This is a genomic window from Streptomyces sp. CB02366, from assembly GCF_001905905.1.
GTDB lineage: Bacteria > Actinomycetota > Actinomycetes > Streptomycetales > Streptomycetaceae > Streptomyces.
On sequence record NZ_LIVT01000003.1, the window covers coordinates 756,769 to 772,166 of the forward strand.

The window sequence follows — 15,398 nt, forward strand, 5'->3', positions numbered from 1 at the left end:
CCTGCATCCCCCAATACGTACGACTGAAGGAAGTCCATGACGAACACGACCGTCGAGCCCGACGAAGCGACCCGTCTCCGGAACAAGGTGGTGGACGAGTTGCGCGCAGGCGGCGACATCTCCTCCTCGGAGATCGAAGCCGTCATGCGCAAGGTGCCTCGGCACGCGTTCATTCCCGACACCCCGCTGGACAAGGCGTACGACACGTACGCGGCAGTGATCACCAAGACGGACGAGCACGGTGTGCAGCTCAGCTCCGTCTCCGCCCCGCAGATCCAGGCGATGATGCTGGAGCAGGCCCAGGTGAAGCCCGGCATGCGCGTGTTGGAGATCGGTTCGGGCGGGCTGAACGCCGCCTACCTCGCCGAGCTCGTGGGTGAGCACGGCGAGGTCGTCACCGTGGACATCGACCCCGTAGTCACCGATCGGGCGCACCGGCTCCTGGACGAGCACGGCTATGACCGGGTACGCGTCCTTACCGCCGACGCCGCCGAGCCCATTCCGGAGCTCGGCGAGGTCGACGTCGTCATGGTGACTGCCGGAGCCTGGGACATCGCTCCGGCGTGGACCGCGCAGCTCAAGCAGGGCGGTCGGCTTGTGGTGCCGCTGCGGATGCGTGGCCTGACCCGGTCGGTCGCCTTCACCCAGATCCCGGGCGAACACGGTCCCTACCTGGAGAGCGTGTCGGCGCTCATCTGCGGGTTCGTCCCGATGCAGGGCTCGACAGCCCACCGGGAAGAACTTCTTCTCGTCAACGGCACACCGGAGATCGGGCTGAAGTTCGACGACGGGCTACCGGCCGACCCGCACCGACTGGACAACGCCGTCACGTTCCCGCGCCACGAGCTGTGGACAGGCGTCGTCATCGGCCTTTCGGAACTCATCGACACCCTCCAGATGGCCATGGCCATCAGCCTGCCCGGCTTCTGCACGATGGCCGTCGACGAGGACCTGGACACGGGCCTGGTCGCCCCCGTGAACAAGCGGTTCGCCCTCGCCGCCGTCGAGGACGACACCTTCGCCTACCTCGTCACCCGCCGCACCGAGGACAACAAGCACATCGAATACGGCGTGCACGCCCTCGGCCCGAACGCGAAGCAGTTCGCCGACCAGGTCGCCGACGTGCTTCGCGACTGGGAGGCCAGCCGGCGCGGGGGCCCCAGCCCGGTCATCCGGGTCTATCCGGCCAACACCTCTGATGACCAGATCCCGGCCGACCGGGTCATCGACAAGGTGCACAGCCGGGTCTCGCTCTCCTGGCCCTCGGCGTAACGCCGGAAGCCAGGTTGTTCCACACCATCCGGACACCAAGAAGAAAGGCACGAACATGACGAGCGCCACTCTGGCCCCTCCCGCCCCGCTGGCGGGCCTGGACGACGACTTCGCACCCCTGGACGTGAAGGTCGTCATCGCCGAGCACGCGTACGGCAAGCTCATGTGCTCCACGGGCGACGGCTGCGGCACCACCTGCGCGACCGGCGCCTCCGCCTGCGGCTCCTTCACGGAGGACCCGGCCTGATCCAGGCCGTTCCTGCCGATGGGCCGAGCGAAGTGCTCCGCTCGGCCCATCGGCTCCTCACCCGCCCCGTCAGACGGAGGGCCCATGGTTTCCCGAGCAGTCGCCGACTACCGATGGCAGGGCACCGCCATGCTGCGCGCCACCACCAGCCCCGGGCCGGCAGACATCCCCCGTACCCTCGACCTGGACAACGTGGCCGTCACTCGCGGGTGGCTGAACCGCGTCTGGGAATGCGATGGCTTCCGCGACGCGCTGGAGCTGGCCACCCCCGTCCTGTCCGACGCTATCGAAGCAGTCGTCCAAGGCCGGCAGTCCGAGCCCCGTCACGTCCGCCGCACTGCGGTGTCGACGGTCTCCTACCTCTTGCGGTGGCAACACCGGCCGACCCCGCTGGGCCTGTTCGCCGGCACCGCTCCGGTGACGGTCGGGCCCAGGGCAAGCGCGCGGTGGCGCGACAAGCACCGCGTGCTGATCCGGCCGGACTCCGAGTGGGTCACCGACATGGTCCTCCGGCTCCAGCGCATCCCCGCGTTACTGGCGCGGCTCCCGCTCGTCGCCAACAGCGCAGCCCGCACGCGGGGCGATCGGCTCGTGGCGCCGGGCCCGCCCTCCGACGGGCACGCCGTCCTGCTGGCCCCGGTCGAGATATCCGTCCGCAATGCCCGGCCGGTGGCCGCCGCCATGGACGCCGCCTGCTCGCCCATCCCTTACGGCGCCTTGTACGGCCACCTGCGCGACAGCTTCCCCCAGGCCACACCGGAGCAGATCGACGCGCTTCTCACCAGCTTGGTCGAGCAGCAGTTCCTCATCACCAGCCTGTGGGCACCCATGACCACCGTGGACCCCCTCCAGCACCTGTGCCACGAACTGGAACAGCACGACGCGGACAGCATCCCTGACGTGCGGGACCTGGTCCACGAGCTGTACGCGCTGCGCGACGAGGTATCCGCCCACCAGCCGACACTCTCCGACATCAGCGTGAGCGCCCTCGCCACACGGATGCGCGCCCTCACCGCGGTCACCCCGACACCGTTGCTCATTGACATCGCCCTCGACTGCGAGACCCAGCTCCCGCAGACCGTGATCGCGGAAGCGCAGGCAGCTGTGTCAGCCCTCTACCGGACCACCCCGCAGCCCTACGGTTATCAGCACTGGCGCGACTACCACCGCCGGTTCCGGGCCCGGTACGGCGTCGGCGCCCTGGTGCCGGTGATGGAGCTGGTTGCCGACAGCGGCCTCGGGCTGCCCGCCGGATACATCGGCTCCGAACGCGGAGCCTCCCTGAAGGTGCGCACCGACCGCGACGAGCTGCTGCTCTCGCTGATGCAGCAAGTCCTCCTCGACGGCCGCGACGAACTGCGGCTGACGGACGACATGGTCCATGCCCTGGAGAAGGCCGCCGGAACGGACGAGCGGCTGTTCGTGCCCCGAGTGGAGGCCGCCTTCGAGATCCACGCCCCCAGCACCCGGGCGCTGTCCAGCGGCACGTTCGACCTCCTGCTCACGGCGGTGCCCCGCCCCGGCAGCAGCATGGCGGGCCGGTTCGCCCACGCCCTGCCGCCCGAGCACCAAGACGCCCTCGCCACCAGCTATCGCGGGGCACCGGACCGCCTCACGGCACAGCTCGTGTTCCCACCGCGTCGGCACCGCAACGAGAACGTCACCCGCACATCGCGACTCCTGCCGCACATCATCGAGCTGTCCGGGCCCCAGGAGCGCGACGAGACGGCGATCCGGCTCGACGACATCGCCGTCACCGCTGACCCTCGCAGTTTCCATCTCGTGCAGCTCTCCACCGGCCGGCCCATCGACGTGCGGGTCCTGCACGCCTTGGAAGGCGGAACCCAGACCCCGCCGCTGGCCCGGTTCCTGGCAGAGGTGGCCAACGGACGGTACGCCGCCTACAAGCCGTTCGACTTCGGTGCCGGTTCTCGGCTCCCGTACCTCCCACGGGTCCGCTACCGCCGCACCATCCTCACGCAGGCCCGATGGCTGCTGATGGCGGAAGACCTGCCCGCCCAGAAAGCCCCAAGGAAGGAGTGGGAGGACGCCTTCACTGCCTGGCGGGACCGGCTGCGGGTCCCGATGCAGGTCGCCGTCATCGAGTACGACCAGCGCCTCCCGCTCGACCTGTCCCATCCGGTCCACCTCCGGGTACTGCGCGCCCACCTCGACAACGCCCGGCGCGTGGAACTGCGCGAGGTACCGGACGCAGACGCCCACGGCTGGATCGGGCGGGCACACGAGATCTGGCTCTCGCTGGGCCGTTCCGAGCCGGACACCCCGTACGTGCCCCGGCCGCGCTCCACTACTTCGCCGGGCGCCCAGCGGCACTTGCCGGGCGGCGGCAACGTTCTTCACGCACAGCTCCACGCCCATCCGCGCCGCTACGACGAGATTCTGAGCCACCACGTCCCCCACCTGCTCGCCGCATTTGGGGAGGAGCCGCCGACTTGGTGGTTCACCCGCCACCGGGAGATGGCCCGGCCGGACGCCGGCCAGCACCTCGACCTCACCCTGCTCCTGTCGCCGGACTCGTACGGAGTCGGCGCACAGCACGTCCGCGCCTGGGCCGACAGCCTGCACGCGATGGGGCTCGCGTCCGGACTCGCCCTGGCCACGTACCAGCCGCAGACCGGACGCTTCGGCCACGGGCCGGCCATGGACGCCGCGCACCAGGTGTTCGCCGCGGACTCCGCCGCCACCCTTGCGCAGATTCAGCTCGCCGAGCGCACCGATGTCTTCGCCCCACAGGCCCTCGCATCCGCCAGCGCCCTGCACCTCGTCACTCCCCTGGCACCGAACGCTGCGGCGGCCGAAGAGTGGCTGGTGGGCAACCTCCCCCAGGGCACAGGACGGTTGGACCGGACCCTGCGCGGCCAGCTGCTCGAACTCACCGGGCCGAACGGTGTCTCTGCGCTCGCCTCCCTCCCCGGGGGCAGGCAGGTCACCGAAGCGTGGCGAGCCCGCGCCTCCGCCGTGGACTTCTACCGGACCGCATTGGTCAGTGAACGTAATCCGCTCGACGTCGCCCGATCGCTGCTGCACCAGCACCACGTCCGAGCTCTCGGCGTCGATCCGCGCACCGAGGAGACGACGATTCGACTCGTGCGAACAGCCGCCCTCCAGCACCGGATGGCGGACCGATGACCACGCTGGCAACCACCGCCGCAACAATCTTGGAGCAGTACACAGCCGATCTGGCTGAGCCTCCTTCCCCGCCCCCGGAGGAGCCCTGGGCGGTGCAGTCGCTCGCCGACGGCGCTGCCGGAATCAGCCTGCTGCACATCGAGATCGCCAGCAGGTACGGCCGCTCCTGGCGTTCCGCTCACCGGTGGATCACGAGTGCAGCCTCCGGACCCATCAGCGCGGCCGACCAGACGGGCCTGTTCCTCGGCGCCCCGGCAGTCGGCTTCGTCCTCACCGCCGTTCCTCCGGCCTACCAGCATCTGTACGCCTCGGCGCGCACGACCTTGCACCAGCACATCACCGACCTCGCCAACCGCCGCGTGGACGCCGCGCTCGCCCGCATCGGCAGGGGAGACCTGCCGACCTTCGCGGAGTACGACCTCTTCTACGGCCTCACCGGGATCGGCGCCTACTTCCTGCGCACCGAGCCCGAGTGCCCGGCCCTGGAAAGGATCTTGCAGTACCTCGTCGGCCTCACCCGGCCGCTCGGCTCTGACGGGCGCGGGCTGCCCGGCTGGTGGGTCCGCCATGACCCGGCGCGCGGCGAGTCGCCCCACTTCCCGGGCGGGCACGGCAACTTCGGCGCGGCCCACGGCATCACAGGCCCGCTCCTCCTCCTGGCCCAGGCCATGCGCCAAGGTGTCACCGTCGATGGCCACCAGGACGCCATGTTCACCATCTGCGCACACCTCGAAGCCTGGTGTCAGCACGGCGCTTCCGGCTCGTGGTGGCCAGAGCACATCTCCCGGCGCGACCTCGACAGCGGTCAGCCTCATCACGACGCCCCCACCCGTCCGAGCTGGTGCTACGGCACAACGGGCATCGCACGGGCAGGGCAACTCGCGGGGATCGCCCTGCGCTCACCCACGCTCCAGAAGTTCTACGAGGATGCTCTGTACCGGACATTGTCCGATCCCGCGCAACTCGCCCTGGTCACCGACAACGGCCTCTGCCACGGATGGGCAGGCATCTACCAGACCGCTCACCGCGCAGCCGCAGACGCGCTCGATCCGCGGCTTCACGCCCTCCCGGAACGCTTTGGTGACGCCCTCGCCGCATCCGGTCGGCCTAGCTCCCTCTCGGATCCCGGCCTGATCAACGGCGCCGCCGGCACCGCACTCGCCCTCACCACGCTCGCCTCGCAGCAGGCGCCGAGCACTGGATGGGACACATGTCTCTTGATCAACTGATCCAGACAACCGAGCCGAGTCCGACGCAGCACGCAGTCCTCGCCGTCCTGACCGGCCTGCCGCTCGCCGACGCAGCGCGGCAGTACCGGATGGACCCCGTGGTCCTCTCCGACGCAGTCGCGGTCTACGACCAGGCCGGCCGGGAAGCCCTGGTCCGCCACGCGGCTGCCACCGACTGGTGGCAGACGTACCTTCACTTCACGGACTGGTCGAACGCCGACAGCACCTTCGCCGCGCACGTCCTGCCCATCCTGCGCGAGGCGGAAGCCGCCGACGCGATCGACGGCTGGTGGTACACCAGAAAGCACCCCTGCTGGCGGCTGCGTCTCCGGGTCCAGCCCGCGAGCGGTGCCAAGCTGACCATCGGGGACGGCTTCGACCGCCTCGTCTCCGACGGATACCTTCAGCGCTGGTGGCCCGGCATCTACGAACCGGAGACTCCAGCGTTCGGCGGGAAGGCCAGCATGACGGCCGCGCACGCCCTGTTCGTCACCGACAGCCGAGAGATCCAGCTGTTGCGCCAGCGCGACGATCTCACCGTCGGGCCCAGGGAACTGTCCGTCCTCCTATGCACGATCATGATGCGCGCCGCCCGACTGGAGTGGTACGAGCAGGGCGATGTCTGGGACCGCGTCATCACGACGGAACACCGCTCGGCCGTCAGCGACGTTCCGCCGGAACAGCTCGACGCCCGAGTCCAGGAGATCCGTCCTCTGCTTCTCGCCGACAGTGACGTCCTGCTGCGCCCCGGCGGCCCACTTGAGCCCGTCGCCGAGTGGGCCGCCGCGTTCCGCCGCACCGGCCAGGCCCTCGCCGATGGCGTCCAGGACGGGTCAATGGATCGCGGGCTACGACAGGTTCTCAGCTACCACGTGATCTTCCATTGGAACCGGCTCGGACTGTCCATGCGCGGGCAAAGCATCCTGGCTTGGGCAGCCAGGGCGACAATCCTGCAGGGCGGCGACCAAGAGTAGAGCCACCAGCCAACGCACAAGGTTCCCGGAGTCGACCAGTGAAACGTCAGCCGTGCTCTTCCTCAGCAGCAGCCGAGACCGCCCGACGGGCGCTTCTCAAGTGCAGGGCCCGGGCTATCAGGGAGGTGACCAGCCCCCTGGGTCCTGTCTGTCCAGTCGTCCGCCCCGGATCAGGTCGTCCATGTCAGCGCACGTCGTCGTGCCAGTCGCAGTTCTGGCGCAAGTAGCGGTAGGTCACCCATTCCTGTGCCAGGCGCTGTCCGTCCAGCAGTAGTTGGCGCCCGCTCTCCTGGCATGGCGCCGGGAGCCATTGAGCCAGCTCGCCGGCGGTTGTGGCGCTGATGGACGCTTCCTTGGCCGTGGCCGGGCGGGGGCGTCCCAGCAACTGGAGCGCCCGATAGAGGTGCTCGGCTGGCTGGACCGGGGGAAGCCCGAGCTCCGCTGCGGTGTCACAGGCCCGCAAGGGGATTCGCAGGCCGCTGGTGTCCAGATCGCCGAAGTACCGGATCTGCGTGATGCGGTGCTTGGCCTTGATCGCGCGGATCGACGCCCGGAAGGTACCGCCCAGGCCCCAGGCCACATACCCCAGGCGGTGATCACCGGGGAGGCTTTCCACCAGGGACCACCAGGTGGTGGCGTTCTCCACCACGAACAGCACATCACCGGTCCCGACGCGGCAGTAGCGTCCGTCCTCGTCCTCCAGCGGGAACGTCTCGGTGATCAACGGTGGGGGTGGCCTGAAGGCGTGCAGCAGTTGGTCGAGCCGACCCTGGTCCGAGAACAGAGGCCCGGACTTGAGGTCGTCGAGCGTCTTCTCCGGCATGAGAAAGTCCTCTGCGCTGCCGAACGTCCCGAAGATCTCCAGGGCCCGCTCCCGCAACGGGATCCGGAACAGGTCCGGTCCGCTCTTGAGCCACCGGTCGATCACCACGTAGGCAGCCCGTTGCTTCACGGTCGCTGTGGCCCACTCCTCGGCAAGCCAGGTCAGGGCGGGATGCCATCTAGGCATGGGCGGCACGGCCGGTGGCTGCGCCTGCGGCAGGAGCCGGACCTTGACAGGCAGGGAGACCTTGTCCGGCGTTCGTCGCTGGAACTGCCGGATCACGCCGGCGCTGTCCAGCGCGTGCAACAGGCTGGCCAGGACCGCGGGTTCGAACGCCCCGGCCACGTTGCGGTGCGGCACCCGGCGGAAAACCTCCCACACGGCGTCGAGGGGGATGAAGGCATCCTTATAGGGGCGGCGGCCGTGCGCCGCGGCCCACTCTCGAAGTCCTGCGATCAGTTCACTCTCGCGGCGTGGCAGTGCCATCGTTCCCCTCGGGGCCCTCGTGCGGCGGTTCCTCACGGCGGAAGATTCTGGCACTGTCGATCTGCCCGGTCCCGTCCTCAGGCGCGAGCGCATCCAGGTGCCGACGGATCATGTCGTCGACGACCAGGTACTTGCGGGCAGCCCGCAGGTCGGCGTCGTTGCGCAGCCGGGCGATCAGCGGGAACTTCCCCAGCGCCTTCTCGTCGTACAGGCCGGTGGTGTACACGAGCTGCACACCCAGCGCCTGCGCGACCTCGCGCTGCAGGTCCAGCAGGTAGTCGGCGTTTGCCCGGCCGATCGGATTGTCCAAGAACAGCACCCCTGCGTGGCGCGAGCGCTCGCGGCCCTGCTGGTTGGCCCGAAGCGCCGCCATCGTGCAGTACAGCAGGATCGCCGCCGTCAGCTGCTGCCCCCCGGAGAAGACGTCCTTGACCTTTGACACCCGCACCCGTTCCGCGCGAAGGACCGTGTCCGGCTTGAGTACCTGGACTTTGAACCCGCCGGGTACAGCGGTGTGCACGGCGCGCAGCAGCAGGGACAGGCCATCGCGTGCCACCTTGCGGCCGTCAGTGGTGCGGCCTGCCGCGGCCTCTTCGGCGAGCTCGCCCAGGCGTGGCAGGAGCAGTTCGTCGGGCTGCGGTTGGAAGGAGAAGTGGATGAACTCCTGCCCCGCCCAGTCGCCGAGGGTTCGTGGCAGCCGGGACAGCCGCTGGGCCAACCGCAGCAAGGACAGGGCCTTGTCGCTCTCGCCCTTGAGATGGTCGACGATAGTCTGCCGGTGCAGGTCCACCTCGTGGATCTCGTCGGCCAGGTTCCTTTTCCGCGGCTGGAGCGCGGCAAGCCAGTCCGCCGCGTGCTCGGCTGTCTTCTCGGGCGACAGGTTGGTGATCTGCTGGCGCACCGGGATACTCAGTCCCGCGTATCGTTCGGCGGCGGCGTGCTGCTTGATCTTCTCCGTCGCGCTGCGCAGGACCTTCTCGGTGCGGCTCAGTTCCTTCTTCCCTTGCTCGGCCGCACCGCGCAGGCGTCCATAGTCACTCCAGCCGGTCTTACCGTCGCCGACGTAGGGGGCGGCGTCCGGTTCCGCTGCCGTATCCGCCAGCGCCTGTGCGAGATTCGCGAAGGCCCCCGCCGCGTCCTTGGCCTGCGCCGCCTCCTGTGCCACGGCGCTCTGCTGTTCGCCGATCCCGGTCTGTGCTGCCTGCGCCGCGGCGTGCTCCGTCTCCGCAGCAGCCACCGACTGAAGGCAGCCCTCGATCGTATCCGGCAGATCAGCGGTCGGCATGGTGGCGGTGCCGTCAGCGGTCAGCTCGTGGAGCTCCCTATGCCGCTCGCTCAGGGCGTTTTCGTGTTTGCCCTGCTCCAGTACGGCCTGTGTGACCGCGGCTTCAGCTGCCTCCAGCGTTCGGTCCGCCCGCTCCTGCGCCTCGGCGCGGCTGCGCTCGTCCAGCGATTCGGGCGTTTGCAGCAGACGGCGCGCTGTGGCCCGGTCCGTCTCGTCCAGCGCCGAGTATTCTGCCGCCGCCTCCGCGGCCCTCGCCTCGGCCTGGGCGAGCCGTTCGCGCAACGTGCCCGGGACATCCGCGTTGTTGAAGTTGGCCTCGGCTTTCTCGTAGGCGTCCCGCAGCACCGGCACCGGGTCGCTCGGCGGTTCGGCGTCCAGTCGCATGTCGTTGGCTCCGGGCAGCGCAGCCCACTCCCGGCTGGCCGCGGCAGCGGCTCGGCGCTGCTCATCGCCAGCAGCGCGGTGGCCCTCGGCGAGACGGCGATGCTCATCCGCGGTGGCTTCGGCCTCGTCAGCCTGCTTCTGCCACGCGCCCTGCTCTGTTTCGGCGTCCGCGGCCTGCTGGAGCCACGACGGCATCTGCGTCAGCCGCTCACTGAGCTCGGTCAGCCGCCGGCTCACCTTCTGCCCGTGGTCGAGATCCCCCTGAGCATCGTGCAGTTCGTCGCGGATACCGTCCCGGCGCGCCACCAGCGCGTTCATGAACAACTGTTGTTGGGCGGTGTCCTTCTCCGCCTCCTCCAAGACCGTTCCCGCAGTCGTCAACGCCTCCTGCAGGCCGGCCAGGGCGCCCTCGGGGTAGTCCTGGCGCCACTGGCTGATCCGTTGCCGCAGTTGGCCGTCGTGCCGATGAGCAAAGTGCAACTGCTTCAGGCGTTCCTCCGAGCGGGCCCAGCGCTCCTCCATGACCTTCTGTTCGGTCTGGGCGGCCTTCTCCTGGTAGAGCGCGACGTTGAACGGCAGCGTGAACCAGGGCTCTCGGGTCGGGGCGTCCGCCGATTCCAGCAGTCCAGCGACCGCGCCCACGGTGACGTAGTAGGCCGTCGGCGCCCCCCGCCCGAGGATCTCCCGGGCGCGCTCCAGGTCGTCTGGCGAGTTCAGCAGCACGCCGCTGACCAGATGTGGGGCGCGCGCGAGCATCTCCTCGCGCTGCTGGAGGGGAAACTCCGTGAGGTACTCCCAGCCCGGCCAGGCGTCGATGCGGGGCTCGGACTGCTCCAAGAGCCGGCAGGCATCCCGCACGACCTCGGGTGGGGGCAGCATGCGGCCGTCGGCCAAGGCCAGCCGGGCGAACTCGTCACGGGCCAGCTCGATCTGCACGGCGACCCGCTCACGTTCCGCTTCTGCGATCGTCGTCTCCAGGCGGTCCAGCAGAGCGTGCGCGTCCAGGTCCAGGCGTACCTCGGTGCCCAGCAGATCAGTGAGCCTTGGTGTGGCCTCGATCGCCCGGGCGCGGGAGCGGGCCGTGTCCAGGGCCCGCTGCGCCTGCGTGCGGCGGCCGGATGCGGCCTCCTCCTCGCGGATCGCCGCGGACAAGGTCTCCTGGACAGAGATCTGACGTTGGTCGAGGCCCTCCCGCTCCAACTCCAGTGCCTTGATCTGCTCTGACGCCAGGTCGACGGCGCGTCGTGCATCCGCCGCGGCGGCGGGAACAAGATCAGTGGCGGGTGCCAGCCCTGCTGCGACAGCCTCCTCGGCGTCGGTCCGTGCCGCAGCGACCTGTTCCAGCAGGCCGCTGGCTTTCGCCTCGGCCTGGCCTGCCTTCTTCAGCGCGGCCTCCCGCTCGCCTCGTGCTTGTTTCTCGGCCGCCGCCTCCACGCCTGCTTGTTCGAGTTCCTTCTCCTGTGCACTCGCCGCCGCTTGCCGGAGCGCCAGCAACCCCTGGGCGAAGGCCCCAGCGGCCCGTTCACGGGCTGCGAGCGCAGGCGCGACCGCCAGCTCACCCTTCTTGACCAGCAACGCCAGCGACCGGAGCGCGTCCGACCGGGTCAGATGCCGCTCCACGGCAGCGGTTGCTCTCCAGCCGTCCGCCACGGTCTTGGCCTCCCGCCGGCGGCGGGATGCCTCCTCTGCGTCAGCCTTGGCCCGCTCGACCTGTAGCTGTGCGAGTCTCTCCCGCCGGCCCGCGACCGTCGCCGCCCAGCGACGCGTCAGCCTTGATGCACGCTTGAACTCACCTGCCAGGCCCTCCAACTGCCTCTCAAGCAGCGACACGCGGTCCTGGTCATCGCGGACGCGGGCCTTGACCTGCCCGTGGAAGGCCGCCAGCTCCGTACCGGCCCGCTGAACCTGCTTCTGGGCCTCGTGCACCGCGTCTGCCGCGTCGATCAGCGGCTCGAGCAGCACCATGGCTTGTTCCACGAACGCCAGCTCAAGCGCCAAGTCCTTGCGCCCCGCGAGCTTGTGGGCGTACTTGGAGACCAGGGCAGCCAGATCGTTCAGGCCCTGGTGGTCGAACACGGCCTCGAGGAGGAAGTCGACGAAGCCTCCGTCGGATTCGAGGGTGAACGCGTGGACAGCCTCTCCCTCGTCCCTGTTCATCGCCCGCTGGTATCGAAACAGCTCGGGGTCCAGCCCGAGCTGGCCCAGCAGCTCGGTCCAGTCGCCCTGGGACTTGGGCCAGTTCACCGCCAGCCGCTGGTCCTGCGCATACAGCTCGTTCACACGGTCGCGGTACGTCGGCAAGGCCACGTACTGGCCCTCCTCGACGACGGGAAGCGTGTCCAGGCCGAGGGTCTCGGTGGGAAAGAACGCGTACCACCGCTCGATGAGGTTCTCGGCAACTGTCGAGACGACCTGGTCCTTCCAGCACAGCGCTTTGGCGGTGACCAGCAGCTTTCCCGTGATGGCGTGCATCCACTCCAACGCGATGTGGGACACGTCCTTGGCCAGGACGTAGTCCTCCAGCAGTCGCGGATCCGGTGCGTCCTTCACGCGCTGCCGACCCGGCAGGAGGACCGAGAAGGCCAGTTTCAGCAGGACCGACTTGCCGCCCCCGTTCTCCAGGAACACCACGCTCGCCGGCGACGGACGCAGCCCCTGGGCCCCGGCCCCGAACAGGTCTCCCTGAACGGCGGCGACCGGCTGCCCGGCGCCGGAGAAGTCCAAGATCACGTCCTGGAAGCGGGCGCCGGCCGGCCCGGCCGAGCACACGCGAATGCGGGACAGTTCGTACATGGTGGTCTGTTTCCCGCTCAGTAGAGGGCGTCGTCGTCGCCGGTCACCCGAAGGGACGCGGTGGTGTCTGTGGGCGGCACGACGCCCAGGAGCAGCAGTTCCCGGTAAGTGTCGACCGCCGCGAGCTCACGGACCTGCAGCTGATAGCGGCCCGTCGTACGGTAGACCTTCACCATCAGCTCCGCGTTCTCGCCCTCGTTGAGCAATCCCTGATCGACCAGGTACCGCAGGGCCTTGCCGACGATCGCCTCCGAGGTCGTCGGCACCACCTGCCCGCTGCTCGTCTCGCCGGCCTCCGACCGGCGCGCATAGACCCGCCACGCGCGCTCCAGCTCCGGTGTCTCAACCGGCGCGTCGCCGCTCTCCGGCCCGGCGGCCAACCGTTCGGCCAGCTCCTGGCACGTGTGGCGCACCTGCTTGTCGACCGTGGCGGCCGTCACCGCCCCCACATAGCTGTCATCGGCCAGGTCCTGGGGACGCGGGAAGCACAGCGCGGCGATCGCCAGGTGCGCGATCCCGTGCAGGACCCGCTCCGCTTCACGCTGGTGGCCCTGCCGCGCCTGCCGCGCGTAGCCCTCCAGCCGGGTCTCGAACACCGACCCGGGTACCGGGACGATCACCGAGCCCGCCCGCATCGTGACGCCCAGGACGTTCAGCCCAAGCCCGGTCGCGCTGCGCCGCACCAGGTCCTCGAACGCGGGCTCCTCGTCGAAGCGCCGCACCAGCGCGGCGTAATCCCGGTCGCGGTGCGGGAGCATCCGCGGCCGGAACGCGTACCCGATCAGCCGTGCCGCCGCCTCGGCGTCATCCCCTGCGTACCCGCCCACTGCGGTGGTCACTTCCCGGGTCCCCCATCCGTCGTCTGGTTTGTTCCGCCCACGGTGTCCGGGAGCACCTGCGCTGTGGTCAGCCACAGGTCGTCCCCATGAAAGCCGGCGCTGTCCAAGACGGTGTCCGCCCGGACGGCCAACCGCACGTGCTCGTCCCCGCGACGCTGGGCGGCGCCGGCGTCGGGGTTGTAGGCGTACACGGCAAGCAACGCGACGAGCGCGGGCAGATCCGGGTCGAGCTGTGCCGCCTCCTGGAGCAGGCTCGACAGCGAGCGCACGCTCCCGGGCAGGCGCAGCAGTTGCTCGGCCATTTCCCACTGCTCGCTGGTGAACCGAGCGGCGTCCTCCAGCGGCTCCACCTGCGGATCCTCCACCGGCCCGGCGAACCGGGCTGGCTGCGGCGCCGGACGCAGCAACGCGGGCACGAGCGTGGCCAGGCGCGGAATGTCCTGCGTCCCGGGCCCGGTTGCCCGGGCGAAGAAGCAGTCCACCGGTACGAGCGCGTCCGCGACGGTGAGGCCCAGTGCGGGACGCAGCAGTTGCCCGAATAGATCGAACGTCGACCGCTGCGGCTTCAAGGAGAACTGCTGGCGGTCCTGCTCCGCGCGGAACACCTCCCGCGCCTCCAGCAGGCGCTGCTGCAGGCGGATGTGTCGGCGGATGCAGTCCTCGACGATGGCGACGAGCTCGGCGGCTTGCCGCTTACGGACCAGGTTCTGGGCCTCGTCCCGGGCCTCGGCCATGTTCTTGGCGATCGCCCGCTCCGCCCGCACCCGCTCCTGGACGTGCGCCAATGCCTCGGTCAGCAGGTCTGGGACCTTCTCCAGCCAGTCGACCGACGCGATGTTGCGCCGGGTCGCCTCCAACTGGACGTGGATCAGCTCCCCGTACTGGATGGTCCGGATCCTTGCCTGCTCCGCCACCTGCTTCGCGTCCGCGAGCCGCCCCCGCCTGATCAGGTTGGCGAGTTTGACCTCCGCGGCCTCCTGGGCGGACTCCACGTCCGTGTCCAAAGCGCCAACCAGGACGTTCAACGCCTCATGTGAGGCATGCAGGTACAGCACGCCGGCGCTGTCGCGGCGCTCCACGATCAGCTTGAAGGGGAACGTCAGCACCCGGTAGACGCCGTCCGCGTCCACCGCGCCGTAGGGGCGGTGGAACGCCTTCTCGACGTCGCCGTGATTGATCAGGCTGTCCAAGACCCACCGTGCCACCCGGGCGTGCTCTTCCTGCGTGCGGTTGGGCGCCTGGCGGGCGACGAACCGCTGAACCCGGTCAAGGACGTGACGGCGGCTGGCTCCGGTGTCGAAGTCCATCGCGATGGCAACCTGGTCGATGGTGTGCAGGGCTATCTCCGCCATCTGGTAGACCTTGGCGTCGGCCCATTCCACCTTGCCTTTGTTCGCGTCCAGGTCGTGCAGGGGCGCCGTGCACGCCAGCGCCTTCGCCCGGCGGATCAAGCCCTCGTCGTGCAGCAGCCCCTCGTCCACCCCGCCCGCATCGGCGTGCGCCGGATCCTCGAACCCCACGTGCGTCCCCCTTGTCCCACACCTTGGCCGGGGCTCGCGCGCACGTACGTCGGCGCTCGCGAACTGGCACCCCGCCGCTACCCAAAGAGCATGCCCGCGCCGACCCGTCGCCGGTCGGCATATGCCCAAACTCGCCTCTGTCTGCGCTGCCTGCCGCTACATTGCGCGGCCGGTGCCGGTCTGGGAAGCCGTTGTCGTACCGATTTTGGTGGACGTGGGTTCGACTGGAGCAGCTCGGCCGGGTGGTCTTGCCGCTTGGCGGACAAGAAGACAGGGCCTCTGGTGCAGCACGGGGTTGTCGAGACCTTGAGCGCGCCTGGAGACCCTGTTGTCGCAGTTGTACGTCCTCGCGCCGGTCGGCTTCCGCTGTCCGGGAGTGTGATTGTCTCGCCCACC

General features: G+C 69.6%; 9 protein-coding genes. 5 read left to right on the plus strand and 4 right to left on the minus strand.

Annotated elements, in window-relative coordinates; all coding sequences use genetic code 11:
* Nucleotides 1-36: 36 nt before the first annotated feature.
* From fxlM to AMK24_RS12085, 5 genes are all read left to right on the plus strand, one after another.
* Complete coding sequence (fxlM, locus tag AMK24_RS12065; RefSeq protein WP_073767955.1) at nucleotides 37-1,272, plus strand: methyltransferase, FxLD system; 1,236 nt, start codon at nucleotides 37-39, stop codon at nucleotides 1,270-1,272.
* Nucleotides 1,273-1,327: 55 nt separating this feature from the next.
* A complete protein-coding gene (locus AMK24_RS12070) occupies nucleotides 1,328-1,519 on the plus strand; it encodes an FxLD family lanthipeptide (protein WP_012380187.1) in 192 nt (63 codons plus the stop codon).
* A gap of 84 nt (nucleotides 1,520-1,603) precedes the next feature.
* Nucleotides 1,604-4,669 carry a lantibiotic dehydratase gene (locus tag AMK24_RS12075; RefSeq protein ID WP_073767957.1) on the plus strand — a complete coding sequence of 1,022 codons (3,066 nt, stop codon included), beginning with the start codon at nucleotides 1,604-1,606 and terminating at the stop codon, nucleotides 4,667-4,669.
* A complete protein-coding gene (locus AMK24_RS12080; protein WP_073767959.1) occupies nucleotides 4,666-5,898 on the plus strand; it encodes a lanthionine synthetase C family protein in 1,233 nt (410 codons plus the stop codon). The genes AMK24_RS12075 and AMK24_RS12080 overlap by 4 nt, the downstream gene beginning before the upstream one ends.
* A complete protein-coding gene (locus AMK24_RS12085) occupies nucleotides 5,880-6,872 on the plus strand; it encodes a thiopeptide-type bacteriocin biosynthesis protein (protein WP_073767962.1) in 993 nt (330 codons plus the stop codon). Before AMK24_RS12080 ends, AMK24_RS12085 begins: the two co-directional genes overlap by 19 nt.
* Nucleotides 6,873-7,056: 184 nt before the next feature.
* Here AMK24_RS12085 and AMK24_RS12090 read toward each other — a convergent pair whose 3' ends face one another.
* Genes AMK24_RS12090 through AMK24_RS12105 form a run of 4 tightly spaced genes read right to left on the minus strand, consistent with a single transcriptional unit; the run spans nucleotide 7,057 to nucleotide 15,002 of the window.
* On the minus strand, nucleotides 7,057-8,181 hold the full coding sequence (locus AMK24_RS12090) for a Wadjet anti-phage system protein JetD domain-containing protein (protein ID WP_073767964.1): 1,125 nt from the start codon (nucleotides 8,179-8,181) through the stop codon (nucleotides 7,057-7,059).
* Nucleotides 8,156-12,643: a hypothetical protein gene (locus AMK24_RS12095; RefSeq protein ID WP_073767966.1), complete on the minus strand. Its 4,488-nt coding sequence runs from the start codon at nucleotides 12,641-12,643 to the stop codon at nucleotides 8,156-8,158. Before AMK24_RS12095 ends, AMK24_RS12090 begins: the two co-directional genes overlap by 26 nt.
* Nucleotides 12,644-12,660: 17 nt before the next feature.
* Nucleotides 12,661-13,482, minus strand: a complete 822-nt coding sequence (locus AMK24_RS12100) for a hypothetical protein (protein ID WP_073767968.1) — start codon at nucleotides 13,480-13,482, stop codon at nucleotides 12,661-12,663.
* The gene (locus tag AMK24_RS12105) at nucleotides 13,479-15,002 is read right to left on the minus strand and encodes a hypothetical protein (protein ID WP_079190495.1); all 1,524 of its coding nucleotides are present in this window, start codon (nucleotides 15,000-15,002) and stop codon (nucleotides 13,479-13,481) included. Before AMK24_RS12105 ends, AMK24_RS12100 begins: the two co-directional genes overlap by 4 nt.
* Nucleotides 15,003-15,398: the final 396 nt, after the last annotated feature.

Bases quoted from the DNA above. Each gene is read 5' to 3' on its own strand.
- fxlM (WP_073767955.1), top strand. From the start codon at position 37: ATGACGAACACGACCGTCGAGCCCGACGAAGCGACCCGTCTCCGGAAC.
- AMK24_RS12070 (WP_012380187.1), top strand. From the start codon at position 1,328: ATGACGAGCGCCACTCTGGCCCCTCCCGCCCCGCTGGCGGGCCTGGAC.
- AMK24_RS12075 (WP_073767957.1), top strand. From the start codon at position 1,604: ATGGTTTCCCGAGCAGTCGCCGACTACCGATGGCAGGGCACCGCCATG.
- AMK24_RS12080 (WP_073767959.1), top strand. From the start codon at position 4,666: ATGACCACGCTGGCAACCACCGCCGCAACAATCTTGGAGCAGTACACA.
- AMK24_RS12085 (WP_073767962.1), top strand. From the start codon at position 5,880: ATGTCTCTTGATCAACTGATCCAGACAACCGAGCCGAGTCCGACGCAG.
- AMK24_RS12090 (WP_073767964.1), bottom strand. From the start codon at position 8,181: ATGGCACTGCCACGCCGCGAGAGTGAACTGATCGCAGGACTTCGAGAG.
- AMK24_RS12095 (WP_073767966.1), bottom strand. From the start codon at position 12,643: ATGTACGAACTGTCCCGCATTCGCGTGTGCTCGGCCGGGCCGGCCGGC.